The organism is Paenarthrobacter sp. NPDC018779 (genome assembly GCF_044391085.1).
Classification (GTDB): Bacteria; Actinomycetota; Actinomycetes; order Actinomycetales; family Micrococcaceae; genus Arthrobacter.
The window spans coordinates 220,214-238,363 of sequence record NZ_JBIRZS010000003.1; the positions used below are offsets into that span (position 1 = coordinate 220,214).

At 64.6% G+C, this 18,150-nt stretch carries 17 protein-coding genes and 1 tRNA gene; 16 read left to right on the plus strand and 2 right to left on the minus strand.

What is annotated here, in order from left to right; all coding sequences use genetic code 11:
* Positions 1–40 precede the first annotated feature (40 nt).
* From ACH488_RS05510 to ACH488_RS05525, 4 genes are all read left to right on the plus strand, one after another.
* Positions 41–116, plus strand: a tRNA-Gly gene (locus tag ACH488_RS05510).
* A gap of 183 nt (positions 117–299) precedes the next feature.
* On the plus strand, positions 300–1,754 hold the full coding sequence (locus ACH488_RS05515) for an amino acid permease (protein ID WP_397322770.1): 1,455 nt from the start codon (positions 300–302) through the stop codon (positions 1,752–1,754).
* Between the two features lie 84 nt (positions 1,755–1,838).
* Positions 1,839–2,072, plus strand: a complete 234-nt coding sequence (locus ACH488_RS05520) for an antitoxin (RefSeq protein WP_397322772.1) — start codon at positions 1,839–1,841, stop codon at positions 2,070–2,072.
* Between the two features lie 120 nt (positions 2,073–2,192).
* Positions 2,193–3,407, plus strand: a complete 1,215-nt coding sequence (locus ACH488_RS05525) for a benzoate/H(+) symporter BenE family transporter (protein WP_397322773.1) — start codon at positions 2,193–2,195, stop codon at positions 3,405–3,407.
* 96 nt (positions 3,408–3,503) lie between these two features.
* On the opposite strand, the gene zapE is transcribed toward ACH488_RS05525, so the two are convergent.
* Positions 3,504–4,541: a cell division protein ZapE gene (gene zapE / locus ACH488_RS05530; protein ID WP_397322958.1), complete on the minus strand. Its 1,038-nt coding sequence runs from the start codon at positions 4,539–4,541 to the stop codon at positions 3,504–3,506.
* 212 nt (positions 4,542–4,753) lie between these two features.
* Between zapE and ACH488_RS05535 the strand changes: the two genes are divergently transcribed.
* The 3 genes from ACH488_RS05535 to ybaK are packed head-to-tail and all read left to right on the plus strand — an operon-like array spanning position 4,754 to position 6,677.
* Positions 4,754–5,680, plus strand: coding sequence for a sulfurtransferase (locus ACH488_RS05535; protein WP_397322774.1), 927 nt, complete (start codon positions 4,754–4,756; stop codon positions 5,678–5,680).
* A gap of 37 nt (positions 5,681–5,717) precedes the next feature.
* Positions 5,718–6,176: a SufE family protein gene (locus tag ACH488_RS05540; RefSeq protein WP_397322775.1), complete on the plus strand. Its 459-nt coding sequence runs from the start codon at positions 5,718–5,720 to the stop codon at positions 6,174–6,176.
* Positions 6,177–6,179: 3 nt separating this feature from the next.
* Positions 6,180–6,677, plus strand: coding sequence for a Cys-tRNA(Pro) deacylase (gene ybaK / locus ACH488_RS05545; RefSeq protein ID WP_397322776.1), 498 nt, complete (start codon positions 6,180–6,182; stop codon positions 6,675–6,677).
* On the opposite strand, the gene ACH488_RS05550 is transcribed toward ybaK, so the two are convergent.
* Positions 6,667–7,947 (minus strand): alpha/beta hydrolase family protein, encoded by a 1,281-nt coding sequence (locus tag ACH488_RS05550; protein WP_397322777.1) that lies wholly within the window; start codon positions 7,945–7,947, stop codon positions 6,667–6,669. The genes ybaK and ACH488_RS05550 overlap by 11 nt on opposite strands.
* A 112-nt stretch (positions 7,948–8,059) precedes the next feature.
* Between ACH488_RS05550 and ACH488_RS05555 the strand changes: the two genes are divergently transcribed.
* The 9 genes from ACH488_RS05555 to ACH488_RS05595 all read left to right on the plus strand — a co-directional run bounded on the left by ACH488_RS05555 (position 8,060) and on the right by ACH488_RS05595 (position 18,066).
* A complete protein-coding gene (locus ACH488_RS05555; RefSeq protein WP_397322779.1) occupies positions 8,060–8,551 on the plus strand; it encodes a hypothetical protein in 492 nt (163 codons plus the stop codon).
* Positions 8,552–8,565: 14 nt separating this feature from the next.
* Positions 8,566–8,994 (plus strand): peptide-methionine (R)-S-oxide reductase MsrB, encoded by a 429-nt coding sequence (msrB, locus tag ACH488_RS05560; protein WP_397322780.1) that lies wholly within the window; start codon positions 8,566–8,568, stop codon positions 8,992–8,994.
* A 183-nt stretch (positions 8,995–9,177) separates the two neighbouring features.
* Entirely contained in the window at positions 9,178–10,545 is a 1,368-nt protein-coding gene (locus ACH488_RS05565) for a DUF6421 family protein (protein ID WP_397322781.1), read from the plus strand.
* Positions 10,545–11,273 carry an SDR family NAD(P)-dependent oxidoreductase gene (locus tag ACH488_RS05570; protein ID WP_397322782.1) on the plus strand — a complete coding sequence of 243 codons (729 nt, stop codon included), beginning with the start codon at positions 10,545–10,547 and terminating at the stop codon, positions 11,271–11,273. The genes ACH488_RS05565 and ACH488_RS05570 overlap by 1 nt, the downstream gene beginning before the upstream one ends.
* 22 nt (positions 11,274–11,295) lie before the next feature.
* The gene (locus ACH488_RS05575) at positions 11,296–12,396 is read left to right on the plus strand and encodes a threonine aldolase family protein (protein ID WP_397322784.1); all 1,101 of its coding nucleotides are present in this window, start codon (positions 11,296–11,298) and stop codon (positions 12,394–12,396) included.
* A gap of 59 nt (positions 12,397–12,455) precedes the next feature.
* Positions 12,456–13,115 (plus strand): DUF3000 domain-containing protein, encoded by a 660-nt coding sequence (locus ACH488_RS05580; protein WP_397322786.1) that lies wholly within the window; start codon positions 12,456–12,458, stop codon positions 13,113–13,115.
* Positions 13,116–13,174: 59 nt separating this feature from the next.
* Positions 13,175–14,518, plus strand: a complete 1,344-nt coding sequence (locus tag ACH488_RS05585) for an HRDC domain-containing protein (protein ID WP_397322788.1) — start codon at positions 13,175–13,177, stop codon at positions 14,516–14,518.
* 159 nt (positions 14,519–14,677) lie between these two features.
* Positions 14,678–15,931: a thiolase family protein gene (locus tag ACH488_RS05590; protein WP_397322789.1), complete on the plus strand. Its 1,254-nt coding sequence runs from the start codon at positions 14,678–14,680 to the stop codon at positions 15,929–15,931.
* Complete coding sequence (locus tag ACH488_RS05595) at positions 15,928–18,066, plus strand: 3-hydroxyacyl-CoA dehydrogenase NAD-binding domain-containing protein (protein WP_397322791.1); 2,139 nt, start codon at positions 15,928–15,930, stop codon at positions 18,064–18,066. The genes ACH488_RS05590 and ACH488_RS05595 overlap by 4 nt, the downstream gene beginning before the upstream one ends.
* Positions 18,067–18,150 lie beyond the last annotated feature (84 nt).

The following is an 18,150-nucleotide window of genomic DNA, read 5'->3' on the forward strand; positions in this document are numbered from 1 at the left end:
TGTTGTTGGAAGCCCGGTACCAACCAGGCATACAACATGTGCGGACGTAGCTCAGCTGGTAGAGCACCACCTTGCCAAGGTGGATGTCGCGAGTTCGAATCTCGTCGTCCGCTCCACGGAAAAGCAGCTCCTCGGAGCTGCTTTTTTTATGCCCTCTTCCGGCCAAGTGGGGTTATTGGGCCGCAATTCATCAGCCCACTTAATCTATAAGGCTAAGAAAAAATCGCTTTATCCAATGTGATTGGTCTCGCATAATGTACTGCGAACTCATCACCAATCGCCCCTTGGCAGGAGTACCCATGAATCAACAGACCGCTTCGCAGTCGGTCCTCAGGCGCAAGCCGATCGACGACATCGAAGAAGAAAGCAAGCACAGCGGACTCTTCAAGAGTCTTGGCCTCTGGCAACTGACGGCCATCGGCGTTGGCGGAATCATCGGCGTCGGCATCTTTTCGCTGGCCGGACTGGTGGCCCATGGCGACGCCAACAACCCCGGCGTGGGCCCGGCGGTACTCATTTCCTTCCTGGTGGCTGGCCTCGCCTCCGGCGCAGCCGCACTTTCCTACGCCGAATTCGCAGGAATGATTCCGCGGGCCGGTTCTGCGTACACCTACGGGTACGTCGCCCTCGGGGAGATCATCGGCTGGTTCATTGGCTGGGACCTCCTGCTGGAGTACATCGCGATCGTCGCCGTCGTCGCCATCGGCATCTCCGGCTACTTCGACGCCTTCCTGTCGGGCATTGGCATCCACATGCCCACGTGGATGACTTCCACTGCGGATGAAGGCAAGGGCGGCGTCATAAACCTGCCCGCCATCCTCGTGTGTCTCCTGGTCACCTGGATCCTCAGCCGCGGAACCAAGGCCTTCGGCCGTTTTGAACTCGTGGCGGTAGCCATCAAAGTAGTCCTGATCCTCTTCATCATTGGACTGGGCATCTTCTACATCAACACAGAGAATTTCAACCCGTTCATGCCCAGCGGCTTCGGCCCGGTCCTGGCAGGCGCAGCCACGGTCTTCTTCGCCGTATTCGGCTACGACGCCATGAGTACGGCCGCCGAGGAAGCCAAGGACGGCAAGAAGCACATGCCCAAGGCAATCGTGCTGTCGCTCATCATCGCCATGTTGCTCTACGTGGCCGCCACGTTGGTGCTCACCGGAATGCAGAACTACAAGGACATCGATCCCAAGGCCGGCTTCGCTTCGGCCTTCGCAGGAGTAGGCCTGCCCGTGATCGCCACGATCATCTCGGTGTTCGCCGTCCTTTCCATCCTCACGGTGATGCTCACGTTCCTCCTGGGAGTCACGCGTGTCTGGTTCTCCATGAGCCGGGACGGCCTCCTGCCGGGATGGTTCGCAAAGACGGACAAGCACGGTACCCCGCAGCGCGTCACCTGGATTGCCGGCGTCGGTTCAGCCTTCCTTGCCGGGGTCTTCCCCATCAAGGAAGTCGCGGACCTGACCAACATCGGCATCCTGGCGGCCTTCGTGGTGGTCTGTGTCTCGGTGATCGTCTTCCGCTACACCAAACCCAATGCACCCCGGACCTTCCGGCTTCCGCTCATGCCCGTGGTCCCCGCGTTCGGCGTGCTGGCGTCGGCCTTCCTGATGGCCCAGTTGCACTGGCAGACGTGGCTCCGCTTCGGCGCATGGCTCATCATCGGTTTGATCATCTACTTCTTCTACGGCAGGAAGCACTCCTTGATGAACCCGGACAGTCCCCGCCATCTGGAGTCCAGTAAGCCCTTGGCGTAGCGGACTACCGGAGCCTTGGCACCCCCGCCGGCTGGTGTTAGGGTCACTCTCGGAGGAGCGAACTGGCTCCGCGACGGAAAGGAGGTGCCCGTGGGATTAATTGACGACCTGAAGGGCAAGGCTCAGGGTCTCATTCAGGGCAACGAAGAAGCCATCAAGAATGGCATCGAAAAGGCCGGAGACTTCATCGACGAAAAGACCGGCGGCAAGTTCGCCAACCAGGTCGATGCTGTCCAGAACGCCGCTTCCGATTTCGTGGCCAAGTCAGATGGGGACGCCGGCGAGGCTCCCGTCGCGGATGAGCCAAAGCAGCCGTAGCTGCCTGAGCCGCCACACCAGATACGTCAAGGGGGCACCGGTCCCGCCGAGAGGCGCCGCCGGTGCCCTTGGCGTTTAACGAACCCGCATCAGGGCAGGCCCTCGGGTAGTTTGGAGACTATGCCTTCACCCTCTTCAGCGGTCCAACGCCCCACCAGCAAAGAGGGACTCGGCCCACCCCTTTCCGCCGGCATCGTGACCGCGTTGGTCGGTTTCACCTCCTCCTTCGCCGTGGTCCTCGCCGGGCTGCGTGCGGTGGGCGCCAACCAAGTGCAGGCCTCCAGTGGCCTCCTGGCGCTGACCCTGACGTTTGGGCTTGGCATCCTATGGCTGTCGTGGCGGTCCAGGCTCCCCATCACGCTGGCGTGGTCCACGCCGGGCGCGGCGCTCCTCGCCTCAGCAGGAATGGTCGACGGCGGGTGGCCGGCGGCAGTAGGTGCCTTCCTGATCGTCGGGGTGCTGATCCTCCTGACAGGTTTGCTTCCTGTGCTCGGAAGGCTGATGACCAGGATTCCCACAACCCTCGCGCAGGCCATGCTTGCCGGCGTCCTGCTCCCGTTGTGCCTTGCCCCGTTCAAATCGCTGGGCTCCGCTCCGCTCCTGGTTGGCCCCGTGGCGCTGTGCTGGTTGCTGATGATGAAGTTCGCGGCACGCTGGGCGGTCCCGGCTTCCCTGCTCGTGGCGCTGGGGGTCATCGGCATCCACATGGGGTTGAACGGCGTCCAACTACCCCTTGATTCACTGATGCCACGGCTTGAATGGACCACACCCGCTTTCACCCTGGAAGCCGCAGTCGGCATAGCCTTGCCCCTGTTCATTGTCACCATGGCTTCGCAGAACATTCCCGGCGTTGCGGTGCTGAAGTCCTTTGGATTCACTACCCCATGGCGGCCGTCCATGCTGGTGACGGGGGCCGGGACCCTTGCAGGTGCGTCCTTTGGCGGCCACGCCATCAACCTTGCCGCCCTCAGTGCCGCCTTGGCGGCAGGAGAGGAAGCCGGACGGGATCAGGGCAGGCGCTGGATCGCCGCCTTCACCTCCGGCGTCGCCTATCTGCTTCTGGCAGTCTTTTCCGCGGCCCTTGTAACGGTGGTAGCCGCCGCGCCGCCGGGCCTCCTCGAGGCTGTTGCGGGCCTGGCACTGCTCGGCACCCTGGCCTCCTCCATCTCCTCGGCACTGGCCGTCGCCGAAGACCGCATTCCCGCATCCGTGACCTTCCTCCTCGCTGCCTCCGGGCTCAGCTTCGCCGGAATCGGCGCCGCTTTCTGGGCGTTGGCCGGCGGCATCCTCATCCGCTGGTTGCTGAAGTCGAGGGAACCGCTGCAGCCGCGGTAAAGGTGGCCAACAAAAGGACCGCCCGGGCAAACCCCGGGCGGTCATTTCTTTGAGTCAGGTCCTGTGAGTAAGGTCCATGGAATCAGGTCCGAGGAATCAGGCAGGCTCGTGATTCTGGCCTTCACGGGCCAGCGCGGTCAATCTGGACACCGCCCGGAAGTACTTCTTCATGTAGCCTCCACCCATCATTTCTTCGGTGAAGAGCTTGTCGAACGGGACACCGCTGGCCAGGATGGGCACATCCTTGTCATACAGTCGGTCGGCAAGGACAACGAACCGCAGGGCGACGGCCTGCTCGGTAATCGTTTCCACGTCCCGCCAGACCACGGCCTCGATGCCGGAAATCAACTGGCGGTAGCGGCTCGGGTGGACGCCTGCGAGGTGGTCCACCAAGGTGCGGAAATCGTCCACCGCCACGGTCTTGCCGTCGAACTCTGCCTGCATGCGGTGCTTGAGCTCTTCGGTCTTGAGTGGCGCAGGCGCGGCGGGCAGGCCACGGTGCCTGAAGTCTTCGCCATCGATCCTCACCACGTCGAATTGGTCGGCGAGGACCTGGATTTCCCGCTGGAAGTCCACAGCGGCGAAACGGCCCTCACCCAAAGAACCCGGCAGCGTGTTGGACGTGGCAGCCAGCTTCACGCCGGCGTCGGCCAGTTCCCGCATGAGGCGTGACATCAGGACCGTGTCGCCGGGGTCGTCCAGTTCGAATTCGTCAATGCACACCAGTTTGTAGCTGCTGAGCGCCTCCACCGTCTTCCGGAAGGACAACGCGCCAACCAGGTTGGTGTATTCAACGAACGTGCCAAAGGCCTTGGGACCCGGGGACCTGTGCCACAAGGAGGCCAAAAGGTGGGTCTTCCCTACGCCGAAGCCGCCGTCGAGGTAGATTCCGGCCCGGGTGGGAGCTTTCTTGGCAAACAACTTCTTGAAGAGCCCGCCGTTGTCATCGGCGCCGACGCTGTCGGCAAATGCCGAGAGCAGCTTCACGGCGTTGGCCTGGCTGGGCTGCGAGGGGTCCGGCCGGTAGCTGTCGAACGAAACCTCGCCGAACCGCGGAGAGGGGTAGAACCCTTTAAGGAGTTCTTCCACTGAGACTGCCGGTGTACGTGCAGCCAATTGTTCGATCTGTACCACGGTGGTCCGTTCTTCAGGTTGTGGGTCCCCAGCAAGAATACCGGCATCGGAGGCTTCACGAACGGGCACGTGACCAAAGCCATGTTTCACCATATGAACAGCCGGGAAGCATTGGCTGCGGCCCGTGGTTAGTGTTGGGAGCAAGCCCGGCAGGCAAGTGCAGCACCATCGAAGTGCCTGGCTCCGTCCAATGTCAGTGAAAGGCCACCTCCATGTCCTACCCCGTTGAACAGAACGAAAAGTTCGCCGCGTACGCGAACCCTGAACGACTCGTATCCACCGAATGGCTCGCCGCAGCACTGGCAGACGGCGCCCTCGCCGACGGCAAGCTCGTGGTGGTGGAGTCCGATGAGGACGTCCTCCTGTACGAAACCGGGCACATCCCCGGCGCCGTCAAGATCGACTGGCACACCGACCTGAATGACGAAGTCACCCGCGACTACGTGGACGGCGCAGCGTTCGCGGCGTTGGTTGCCGCCAAGGGCATCTCCCGCGACAGCACGGTGGTCATCTACGGCGATAAGTCCAACTGGTGGGCCGCGTATGCCCTGTGGGTCTTCACCCTGTTCGGCCACGAGGACGTCCGCCTCCTCGATGGTGGCCGCGACAAGTGGATCGCCGAAGGCCGCGAACTCACCACTGACGTCCCTGCCCCGGCTGCCGGAAGCTACCCGGAAATCGAGCGCAACGACGCCCCCATCCGCGCCTTCAAGGAAGACGTCCTGGCCCACCTGGGCAACCCGCTGATCGACGTCCGCTCCCCCGAGGAGTACACGGGCCAGCGCACGCACATGCCGGCGTACCCCGAGGAAGGCGCCCTCCGTGGCGGCCACATCCCCACCGCCGCGTCCGTGCCCTGGGCCAAGGCAGCTGCCGAGGACGGCACCTACCGTACCCGCGAAGAGCTCGAAGCCCTCTACCTCGGCGAAGCCGGACTGAAGGCCGGCGACGACGTCGTGGCCTACTGCCGCATCGGTGAGCGCTCCAGCCACACCTGGTTCGCACTGAAGTACCTGCTGGGCTTCGACTCCGTGCGCAACTACGACGGTTCCTGGACCGAATGGGGCAACGCTGTCCGCGTTCCGATCGTCAAGGGTGCCGAACGCGGTTCTGTTCCTGCTGCCCTGGTCCGTAACTAGCGCGTCATCCGGCGGAGCAGTGCGTAAGCTGGAAGTGATGAGTACCAACACTTTGCCCGCCGCGTTGGCGGAAATCGTCGATGACTTCCAGGCACTGTCCGAGCCGGAGCGCCTGCAGCTGCTGCTTGAGTTTTCCCGTGGCCTGCCGGAACTGCCGGAGCGCCTCACCAACCATCCGGAATTGCTGGAGCAGGTTGTCGAGTGCCAGTCCCCGCTGTTCCTGACCATCGAGTCCGAAAAGAACCCCTACGGTGACCGCGCCTACCGGTTGTTCTTCAAGGCTCCCCCGGAGGCCCCCACTACCCGTGGGTTCGCCGGCGTCCTGCACGAGGGACTCGATGGCTTGACGGCACAAGAGATCCTGGCGGTTCCGGACGACATGCCGGAACTGCTGGGACTGACCCGGGCCATCACTCCCCTGCGCATGCGCGGAATGACGGCCATGCTGGGACGCATCAAGCGGAAAGTGGCAGCGGCCAGCAGGCTGGAACGCTAGGCCATGGCCAAGAAAACGGCTTCACAAGGAACGCCGGCTACAGCAGCTTTGACTGCGGCCGGCGTTCCTTTCGTTGCGCACCCCTATGCCCACGATCCCTCGGCCGCCAGCTACGGGCTGGAAGCCGCGGAAGTCCTGGGCATGGATCCTGCCAGGGTCTTCAAGACGCTCATGGTGGAAGTCGAAGGCAGGCTCGCTGTGGGGATCGTTCCCGTCTCCGGAAACCTGGACCTCAAGGCCGTGGCGGGTGCGCTCGGATCCAAGAAAGCCGCCATGGCCGATCCCAAAGCCGCCGAGCGTCGCACAGGTTACGTCCTCGGCGGGATCTCCCCCTTGGGCCAAAGACAGCCTTCCCCCACGGTCCTGGATGAGTCGGCGTTCGACTTTGACACGATCCTTGTTTCCGGTGGCCGCCGCGGTCTGGACCTTGAACTGTCCCCGGCCGACCTCGTCCGCCTGACACAAGCCGTCACGGCAAGGATCGGCACCGTCAAGAACTAAGGTCCCCCGATCCGGGCCGCGCGGCAGGGTCTCCCGGGTTGTTGCGGGGAGCCAGTTGCCGTTGCAGCCAGGACGTGACAAGGCGTTCCCACTTGTCCGGGTCGACGTTCCATTCCTTGGTGTGGCGCGCCCCGTGGAATGGTTCGAACGTCACCATCTCCGGGTTTTTCTCCGCCAGGCTCGCAGAGGGTTCGAAGGGGACATAATCGTCGTCGACACTGTGGATCACCAGCGTGGGAGTCCGCAGCTCAACTGCCCTGGCTTCCCAGTCCATCGCTTTGAGGTCAACGGGCGCGGCGAGGCCGGTCAATCGGCGTCCCAGCGGGTGCGTGAGCATCAGCTGACCGTACCTGCCCACGTTGTACGGGATCTTGTTCATCTCGGCGTGGTGGGCCATGACATTGACCCAGTTGATGACCGGGGCATCGAGCACCAGCGCACGGATCAGGTGCCTGTGCTTGGCAAGGTCTGCCGCCTGAAGGCTGATGGCCCCGCCCATGGACCATCCAAAGAGAACCACTTCTTCGGCCCCATGCTCCAGGGCGTACTCGATCGCGGCTTCCACATCGCGCCATTCCGTGGAGCCAAGTCCGTACCTGCCGTCCAGGGCGGAGGGCGCCAGGCCGTCATTCCGGTAGGAAACCAGCAGGCTGTCCAAGCCCAATGCCTTGGCGGTCCGCACCGCCCGCAGTCCCTCAAGCCGGTTGGCGCCCCGGCCGTGCACCATAATCGCCCAGACTTTCGCCGGTGCCGCCGCGTCCGCCCTGACCAGCCAGGCCGGAGCCTTGCCGCCTTCCACGGCAATGTCCACGTCCTCGGCAGCCAGCCCGATCGCTGCCGGGTCAGGATAGACGGCGCCGCTCCACCAACCGCGCCTCGCCCCGGAAAGGTCGCCACTGTAGACCTGCTCCACTTCGCGCAGCACGGTCTGCTCAGCCGGCGAGTAGGACACGATCCTGCCGATCCTGGCATGCCCCTTGCCGCCGTCGAAGAAAAGGCTGAAGACACCGTCGATCGTGGTGTCGGGCGTGGCGGCGAGGATAACCTGCGGCCCCTTGTCCCCTCGGATCACCGCCAGGACCTCCTGGTCCTCGTTACGTGCCGCCGGCGTTATGACCCGGCGTGCGAAATAGACCGCGAGCGCTGAAGAACCTGCTCCCACCAAGGCCGCAAGGGACCCGCCGGTAAGGATTCCCGCGATGGCCCATTTGGCGCGAAGGGAGAGGGTGGAGTCTGCAGCGTCGCCCGCTGGCCTGTTCTTCGATGCCATGGCTCCATTCTCTCTGCTCGGCCGCCTTGGTGCGCACACGCCCGCGTCGGACGGAGGAGAATTGCTGGTCAAAAGCCTGCGGTGTGGAGTTCGGCGGGTCTACGCTGTAGCCATGAGCGATCCCATCGTCATCCTGACAGAAGAGCCCCTGGGGCACGACGACCGTGCGAACATTGCCAAACTGCTCGACGACGGCGACGCGCCGATCGTCGTCCTGGTTCCGGCCAACACTGAGCGGCACCTCCTGGTGGACTTCCTGGAGAACCTTTCATTGCTTGATATCGCCAAGGCGTTCAAGGAACTTGGTGCGAAGTCCCCGGACCCGCAGGTTGAGCGGGCCGAGGCTTCGGAGGCCCTGGCAACATCGTTGGCTGCCCTGGCCGGCCTGGGCAGCGGCGTCACCGGCGAGATCGTGGACGGCGGTGCCGTGACCGGACTGGTGTCCAAGGTCAGGTCGCTCGATGCCGCCCAGGCGGTAGTTGTCACCCGGCCGCATGCCATAGCCGACACTTTTCATACGGACTGGGCCAACAAGGCGCAGGACCAGCTGGGACTCCCGGTGCTGCATCTGTATGCCGGTTCGGGATTTATCGGCGACTCGTGAGCGTTGCATAAGACATGACGTCATTTGAGAACACCAGCGTGCCCGTGGAGAAGTCCGATGCCCAGTGGCGCGAGGAACTGACCCCGGACGAGTACCGCGTGCTGCGGCAGGCCGGAACCGAGCGGCCTTACACGGGCGAGTACTGGGACACCCACACAAAGGGCGTCTACCAGTGCCGTGCCTGTGGCGCCCAACTGTTTACCAGCGGAGAGAAATTCGATTCCCACTGTGGCTGGCCGTCCTTCTGGGCGCCGCTGGCCGAGGGAACCGTCCGTTACCTGCACGACCGCACCTTGGGCATGGAACGCATCGAGGTGCGGTGCGCCAACTGCGATTCCCATCTTGGCCACGTCTTTGAGGGCGAGGGCTACGACACTCCCACCGACCAGCGGTTCTGCATCAATTCGATTTCGCTTCGCCTCATAGAGACCGAAGCGTCCTGATCGCCCCGGTGCGGGCTCCAGCGGAGCCCGCACCGTTCAGCGGCTTCCGCTGGAGCTTGAGGGTCCCACGCGTACGGTTTGCAACAGTATCTCTTACGCTCTACCCAATTTTGCATTAGCGATGCTTCTCCCGTTGCTACGCTCGCCTCAGAAGCAATACCTACTTCGAAAGGGCTGAGTTCCATGACAACCATCGCTACCTCCACCCTTCCGCTTGTCACTGCCGACAACGCGGACTGGACGGCACTCAAGGCCGCTGCCACGGCCCTCCAAGCGCACCAGGAGCAGGACGGTTCCATCGCCGATCCCGCCGTCCACGCCGAAGCTGCGGCCCTGGTGGACGCCATCTCCGAGGCCATCACCAACCTGGCACCCAGCTTCCCGCACGACGCCCGCTACCTGGAGCTCCTGGTGGCTGACTTTGCACGCTGGGCCAACGACGGCTTCGGCGTCCCGGACTTCCTCGACTCGCTCCAGGCCTTCCAGCCGCAGCAGCAGCGCATCGACGGCCTCCAGCACCTGGTGGTGTTCCCCATGTACACCCAGAACGGCAGCACCAACCGCTTGGTGGAGGCCGTCCTGATCGAGGTCATCTGGCCGGAGTTCATCGGCGGCCTGGAAGCCGGCGAATACTCCAACAAGCTGTTCGTACCGATCCGGTTCGTCGATTTCACCGCCGGTTACGACACCAACTCAGCCGTGCTCTTCCCGGAAACGGTCGCGGTCCGCGAGACCCCGACGTTCACGTGGGGTGCCATTTTTGCCGACCGTGAAGCAGCACGCTTCCGGCGCGTCCTGAAGGCAGCTGCCGCGACCACTTCGCTGGAACTGCCCGAGGACGCCGCCCAGCTCCTTGAAGACCAGGAGCTGACCCAGCGCACCTTCGTCATGTGGGACCTCATCCACGACCGCACCCACATGCGGGGCGACCTGCCCTTCGATCCCTTCATGATCAAGCAGCGGATGCCCTTCTTCCTCTACTCCCTTGAGGAGCTCCGCTGCGACCTGACGGCTTTCCGCGAAGCGGTCCGGATCGAGAAGGACGAAGAGGCGGACGCGGACGCACGCAAGCACGCGAAGCTGGTCCAGTACGCAGTGATCTTCGACCGGATCTTCCGGTTCGCCATCACCGGAAACCGCGTCCGGAACTACGACGGCCTGGGCGGCCAGCTGCTGTTTGCGTGGATGCACCAGCACCGCGTGCTCCACTGGACCGACAGCAAACTCAGCATCGACTGGGAGGAAGCTGCCGCCGTCGTGGTTGAACTGGGCGCCCGCATCGAGGACCTGTACTGGCGTTCCATCGACCGGCCGAAGGCCGCGCACTGGATTGCCGCCTACCAGCTCATCTCCGAGACCGTCACCCCGCACCCTGCCTCGGTATGGGCCAAGGGCCCCGATGCGCTCCCCCTCGCCGGACCGCCGCGGGCACTGACCGACCAGGTCCTCGACGACGAATTCCCGTTGTCCATGTTCTACGAGGCACTGGAGAAGAAGATGCGCCCCGTCATCGAGTCCACCACCGGCATCACAGGCGCGATGGCGGCCTGATGTCACCACTGACAGTCCTTGTGACCGGCGGAAGCAGCGCTTCGGGTGTAGCCACCGCGCGGGCGCTGGCGGCCGCCGGCCACAAGGTATTCACTGTCGGCTCGGACTCCGCCAGGATCGGCGCGGCCGCCCACGACGCCGGACACGGCGTCACACCGCTGACATGCGACCTGGGGAGTCTGGCGGCCGTCCGCGAGCTTGACGCGACCCTTCGCGGACTGGGCGTGGAACGTGTGGATGGACTCATCCACCTGGTGGGAGGCTGGCGCAGCGCCACCGGCATCGAAGACCAGGGCGACGACGATTGGGCGGACCTGGAATCCAGCGCCATCACCACCGTGCGCAACGTCTCCCGCGTCTTCTACCGGCAGCTGGCATCCTCAGCCACGGGGCGGTTCGCCATGGTGTCATCGACGACGGCGGCAGCTCCCACCGCGGCAACGGCAAGTTACGCCGCGGCCAAGGCAGCGGCCGAGGCGTGGACCCTGGCGGTTGCGGACGGGTTCGCGCAGGACCAACAAGGCGACGGCACCGGGCCGGCCGGGCAACGGAGCGCAGCAGTGGTCTTCGTGGTGAAGTCCCTCGTGGACGCGGGTATGCGGCGGGCCAATCCCGACCGGGAGTTTCCCGGCTATACCGACGTCGAAGACCTGGCGGCCGCCGTCGTCGGGCTCTTTGACCAGCCCGCCGAATCCTTGAACGGCCAGCGTATCCTCCTGGCGAAATAGACTTGAAAGCGTGAATGAACAAGTGACGAGCACAACAGAAGCTATCCACTCGGCAGGCAGCACAACGGATAACAGCCGGCTGCACGACCCTTCGGTCCGCGGATTCGCATCGGACAACTACTCCGGCGTCCACCCCGAAGTCCTCGCGGCCTTGGCCAGTGCCAACGGCGGACACCAGGTTTCCTACGGCGAGGACATTTACACCGCCCGCCTGCAGGAGGTCATGGAGCAGCAGTTCGGTCCAGGAATTGAATGCTTCCCGGTCTTTAACGGCACGGGCGCCAACGTCCTTTCCCTGCAATCGCTCCTGCCCCGCTGGGGAGCCGTGGTGTGTGCGTCAACGGCGCACATCAATATGGACGAAAACGGTGCGCCCGAACGCATCGGCGGCATGAAGCTCCTCCATGTTCCCACCCCCGACGGCAAGCTCACCCCGGAGCTCATTGACCGCGAAGCTTGGGGCTGGGGTGACGAACACCGGGCACAGCCATTGGCCGTTTCCATCACGCAGACCACCGAACTGGGTACGTGCTACACCCCTGAGGAAGTCCGCGCCATTGCCGACCACGCCCACGCCAAGGGCATGAAGCTGCATATGGACGGCGCCCGGCTGGCGAATGCGGCGGCGCACCTTGGCGTTGCCCTGCGCACGTTTACCCGCGACGCCGGCGTGGACATCCTGTCCTTCGGCGGAACCAAGAACGGCCTGCTGTTTGGCGAAGTGGTGGTTGCCTTGAATCCGGATGCTGCGCACGGCCTGAAGTACCTGCGCAAAATGAACATGCAACTGGCCTCGAAGATGCGCTTCATCTCCGCTCAGTTCATCGCCCTGCTGGAGGACGGACTCTGGCTGCGCTCGTCCGGCCACGCGAACGCCATGGCATCCCGCCTGCGCACGGCCATCGACGGCATTGACGGCGTGGAGCCCACCCAGGAAACCCAGTCGAACGGCGTTTTTGCCGTCCTTCCGGAAGGCGTTGCGGACCGGCTCCGTTCCTCGTTTGCCTTCTACGACTGGGACGCCGCCCGGCGCGAGGTGCGGTGGATGTGTTCCTTCGACACCACCGAGGAAGACATCGACGCCTTCGTTTCCGCCATCAAACGGGAGTTGGCCGCCGGATAATACGGCATTCCGGGGCGGCGAGCCTGCACAGGATCGCCGCCCCGGGCGCATAATCTGCGATGGTGAACGCCCTCGCACAGGTTCCCGCGGATTTTCTCTTTGCCTTGGGAACGCTTCGAAAAGCACAATGCCGCAGCGAATTGCGGCTGGACGAGATCCCTGCTCCCGCCCGGTTGGCGCCGTATGCCGTTGCCCTTGGCGCAGAAGTCTTCCGGCCCACCGCCGCCACCCGCCGCGTACCCGTCCACGGACCAGCAGCCAAGGCCTTCGCGGACAACACCAGCGGGAGCCCGTCCGACGACGAAGACGACGAACTGGCCACCGGACGCTTCATCCTCCTCCACGACCCCGAAGGCTCCGCCGTCTGGGAAGGCGAGTTCCGGATCGTCACCTACATCCGCGCCCAGATGGACGCGGAAATGGGCAATGACGCGATGTTGGGCTCCGTTGCCTGGACGTGGTTGGTTGAAGCCCTCGAGAACCACGCCGCACCGTACCGGGCGGCGGGAGGGACTGCCACCCGCATCCTTTCGGAGAGCTTCGGAACCCTGGCCGAACGCCCGGACACCATCGACATAGAACTCCGGGCGTCGTGGACGCCCGCAAACTCCAACGTCCAGGCCCACCTGGAAGCGTGGTCGGACATGGTTTGTACCTTCGCAGGCCTTCCCCCACTGCCTCCCGGGGTGACCGGCCTGCCCAACAGGAGGCTCAATTGACCCCTGCAGCCACCCCTGCCCCCGCCGTCTTCGGCGGGTATCGGTAAGCTTAAGCAATCATGACCCCTGAAAACCTGGAAAAAACCACTGCCGGCGACCCGGTTGCTGATCCCACAACACACATCAAGGTTGAAGGCTTCGACGGCCACGTACCTGTTGTCATTGACCTGGACACGCCCCGGGAGGGCGTGCCGTTGGTCATTGACACCCCGTCCGGCCTGGAGCGCTGCGCAGCCGCCATCGCCGCGGGGACCGGACCGGCCGGCGTCGACGCCGAACGCGCGTCCGGCTTCCGCTACGGCCAGCGCGCCTTCCTGGTGCAGATCCGCCGGGAAGGAGCCGGAACCTGGCTCATCGACCCCGAACCCTTCGACAACCTGGACATCGTCAATGACGCCCTCCGCGGTGTTGAGTGGATCCTGCACGCGGCCACGCAGGACCTGCCTTGCCTGTCTGAACTGGGCATGTGGCCGGACAAGCTGTTTGATACCGAGCTGGCGGCCCGCCTGGCCGGACTCCCCCGGGTGGGACTTGCCGCGGTCATCGAGCAATTGCTCGGCTTCGGCCTCGCCAAGGAGCACTCTGCGGCAGACTGGTCCACCCGGCCCCTTCCTGAGCCGTGGCTGCGTTACGCTGCCCTCGACGTGGAAGTCCTTGCTGAGCTCCGGGAGGAATTGATCGAGCTCCTCGAAGCCGACGGCAAGCTCGACTTCGCCGAGCAGGAGTTCGCCGGCATCCTCGCCGCGGGCATCGCTCCGCCGCGGGTGGACCCTTGGCGCAAGACCTCAGGCCTCCACCAGATCCGGGACCGACGGCAGCTGGCGGCAGTCAGGGAACTCTGGCTGGAAAGGGACCAACTGGCCCGCAAACGCGATGTCGCACCGGGGCGCCTGATCCCCGATTCCGCGTTGGTTGCCGCAGCCAAGGCCCTGCCCACCACGGTTCCCCAATTGCTGGCTACCAAAGGCTTCCATGGCAGGTCCGCACAGCGCGAAGCCCCCAGGTGGCTGCGTTGCATCAGCGCAGCACGCAGCCTCACCGAACTGCCGCCACTGCACCTGCCTACCAACGCTCCGCCGCCCCCGCGCGTCTGGGTTGACCGGGATCCCGAAGCCGCAGCACGCCTGGCCACTGCCAGGCCCGCCCTGCAGGAGAAGGCGGACACGCTGAAGCTGCCCGTCGAGAACCTGCTCACCCCGGACTACCTCCGCCGCGTCATGTGGCGGCCGCCGTCGGACGCCTCGCTCGAAACAGTGTCCAATGAGTTGCGGACACTGGGTGCACGCGAGTGGCAGATCGCCCTGACAGCGCCGATCCTGGCCGAAGCTTGCCTCAACCCTCAGCCGCTTCCGCCCAAGGAACCGAAAGAGCCCAAGGAGCCCAAAACCAAGGACGCGTCCTGACTCCATACCAAGGAGGCCCGCTTCCGAACCCCGGTTCGGAAGCGGGCCTCCTGCGTTCTCCCGGCCTTGCATGCTAAGTTACTGATGAGTAACATAGCAGCAATGCCACCCGGGAGCCGCCTTGCGGTCCCGGCACCATGTCCCGAAGAGGAGTACCGCATGAGTCCCACCCGAACCGCTGCACGGAACATCCGCGACGTCGTCTTCGTGGACGGCGTCCGCACGCCCTTCGGCAAGGCCGGAGAGAAGGGCATCTATGCTGGAACGCGCGCCGACGACCTCGTCGTGAAATGCATCCGGGAGTTGCTCCGCCGCAACCCCTCCCTCCCGGCCGGGCGCGTGGACGAGGTAGCCATCGCGGCTACTACCCAGACCGGTGACCAGGGCCTCACCATCGGCCGCACCGCCGCCCTCCTCGCAGGTCTCCCGCGAACGGTGCCGGGCTTCGCGATCGACCGCATGTGTGCAGGCGCCATGACCGCAGTAACGACGACGGCGAGCGGCATCGGCTTTGGCGCGTACGACGTCGTCATTGCCGGCGGAGTGGAGCACATGGGCAACCACCCCATGGGCGCCGGAGCCGATCCCAACCCCCGGTTCATGTCCGAGCGGCTGGTGGATCCGGCAGCGCTCAATATGGGCAACACGGCCGAGAACCTGCACGACCGCTTCCCCGCGATCACCAAGGACCGGACGGATGCCTACGCGGCCGCCTCCCAAGCCAAACTTGCCGCAGCCTACGGCAACGGACAGATCCAGGGCGACCTGGTTCCCGTGGCCACCCTCAAGCCCGGTCAAGGCTGGGCACTCCACACTGTGGATGAGCCACCGCGTCCAGGCACCACTGTTGAGGATCTGGCCGGGCTGCGGACCCCGTTCCGCGCCCACGGCCGGGTCACCGCCGGTAACGCCGCCGGTTTGAACGACGGCGCAACTGCCGCTCTGCTCGCCGCCTCCGACACTGCCGAAGAGCTGGGCCTGCCGGTCAAGATGCGGCTTGTCTCCTACGCGTTCGCAGGAGTCGAGCCGGAAGTCATGGGCATCGGACCAGTTCCGGCCACCGAAAAGGCGCTGAAGAACGCCGGACTTGGCATCGACGACATCGGCCTGTTCGAAATCAACGAGGCCTTCGCCGTCCAGGTCCTGAGCTTCCTGGATCATTTCGGGATCGCGGACGACGATCCCCGCGTCAACCGCTACGGCGGCGCGATCGCCGTCGGGCATCCCCTCGCCTCCTCGGGAGTCCGCCTCATGAACCAGCTGGCCCGCCAATTCGAAGAAGATCCCTCGGTGCGGTTCGGCATCACCACCATGTGCATCGGCCTGGGCATGGGAGCCACTGTCATTTGGGAGAATCCGCACCACGCCGAGTACGGAACCAGCACGCACACCACAGAAGGAGCCGCCGCATGAGCGCCAACGACTTCCGGAAACTAGCCGCCCTGTTCCCGGACGAGGTAGTGACCCATTCCTACGTGCAGGACATCGCCCTTCCAGGTGGTGCTGGAACCTTTGCCCTCATCACCCTGGACAACGGGCTGGACCACTCCAAGCCCACGACGCTGGGGCCCAACACCTTGGTGGAGCTCGGCAACGTCTTGGAGACCCTCCGGGAACGCGCCGGCCGCGGCGAGATCGTGGGCGTTGGCGTCACCGGCAAACCCTACTTCCTCGTGGCGGGTGCGGACCTCTCGGCAGTCAAGAACCTCAGGGAACGGGACCACGGCCTCTGGATGGCGCAACTGGGGCACGATGTCTACGCCACGCTGGCCAATCTCGGGGTGCCGAGCTTCGCTTTCATCAACGGCCTGGCCTTGGGCGGCGGCCTGGAAATCGCACTGCAGTCGTCCTACCGGACGGTGTCAACCGGAGCAGGCGCACTGGCCCTGCCCGAAGCTTTCCTCGGACTGGTACCCGGCTGGGGTGGCGTCTACATCCTGCCCCGCCTGATCGGTCCGGAGAACGCCGTCAAGGTGATGATTGAAAACCCGCTGAGCAACAACCGCACCTTGACCGGTCCCCAGGCCTTCGAGCTGGGCATCGCCGATGCCTTGTTCGAACCGGCCGATTTCCTGGAGCAGTCACTCGCGTGGGCTGCGAGTGTTATCACCGGCCACACCACGCCCGTGCGGAAGAACGCCGTCGACCCTTCCCAAGAAGGCGTAGCCGGCCGCTGGGCCTCCGCCGTGGCGGCTGGGCGGGCGTTCGTGGAGTCCAAGACCTCCGACGCTTCCCCGGCGCCGGCGAAGGTCCTGGACATCATGGAAGCCAACCGGACCATGAGCCAATCCGAATCTGCCACCCTTGAGTGCGAAACGCTGGCGTACCTGATGCAGACGGACGAGTTCCGTTCCACCGTCTACGCCTTCCTTGACCTCGTCCAGAAGAGATCCAAGCGCCCTGCAGGAGCTCCCGACCGGAAACTTGCCCGGCCCGTCACCAAGGTGGGCGTGGTGGGCGCCGGCCTCATGGCGAGCCAACTTGCCCTCCTCTTCGCCCGGCAGCTCAAGGTGCCCGTGGTCATGACAGACATCGACCAGGCCCGCGTGGACAAAGGCGTGGCCTACGTGCACGCCGAAGTGGACAAACTGCTCGCCAAGAAGCGCATCAAAGCCGACGCCGCCAACCGCACCAAGGCGCTGGTCACCGGATCGGTCTCGAAGGCAGCCTTCAGTGACGCCGACTTCGTGATCGAGGCAGTGTTCGAGGAACTGAATGTCAAGAAGCAGGTCTTCGCCGAGGTGGAAGCCATCGTCTCCCCCGAATGCATCCTGGCCACGAACACCTCTTCGTTGTCCGTCACCGCCATGGCGGAGGACCTTCGGCATCCGGAACGCCTTGTGGGATTCCATTTCTTCAACCCGGTGGCCGTCATGCCGCTCCTGGAAATCGTCAAAGCCCCCGCAACGGACGACGCCGTCCTGGCAACGGCCTTCGAGCTCGCCAAGGGCCTGAAGAAGACCGCGGTACTGGTGAAGGACGCGGCTGCGTTCGTGGTGAACCGCATCCTCCTGCGCCTCATGGGCGAAGTCATCGCGGCCTTCGACGAAGGCACGCCTGCCGACGTGGCGGACACTGCGCTGCGACCCATGGGCCTGCCCATGACACCGTTCACCCTGAGTGCCATGGTGGGCCTCCCCGTCGCCCAGCATGTGCAGGAATCGCTCCATGCAGCTTTCGGCGACCGGTTCCCCGTCTCCCAGAACCTGCAGAAGCTGATCGACAACGGGATCACCTCATTGTGGGTTCCGGACGCAGCCGGAACGCCTGCCATCCCCGCGGAGACCCTCGCCATCCTGTCCTTCGGAAGCACACCGTCCACTGGCGCCGATGTCTTGCGCCGGACCCAGGACGCGCTGGCGGAAGAGATCGGGCTGATGCTCGCCGAAGGTGTGGTGGCCGGACCGGAAGACATCGATCTTTGCATGATCATGGGCGCTGGCTGGCCGATGTTCCTGGGCGGGATCACGCCCTACCTGGACCGTGTGGGCGCCTCGGAAAGAGTGAATGGCAAGCGGTTCCTCGCACCGGGAGTCGCCTCGGCGTAGCTCGCTCCAAGCGGCAGGCCACACAATACGAAGGGCTGTGGATCGGAAGCATCCGTTCCACAGCCCTTCGGTGTTGCCGGCTGC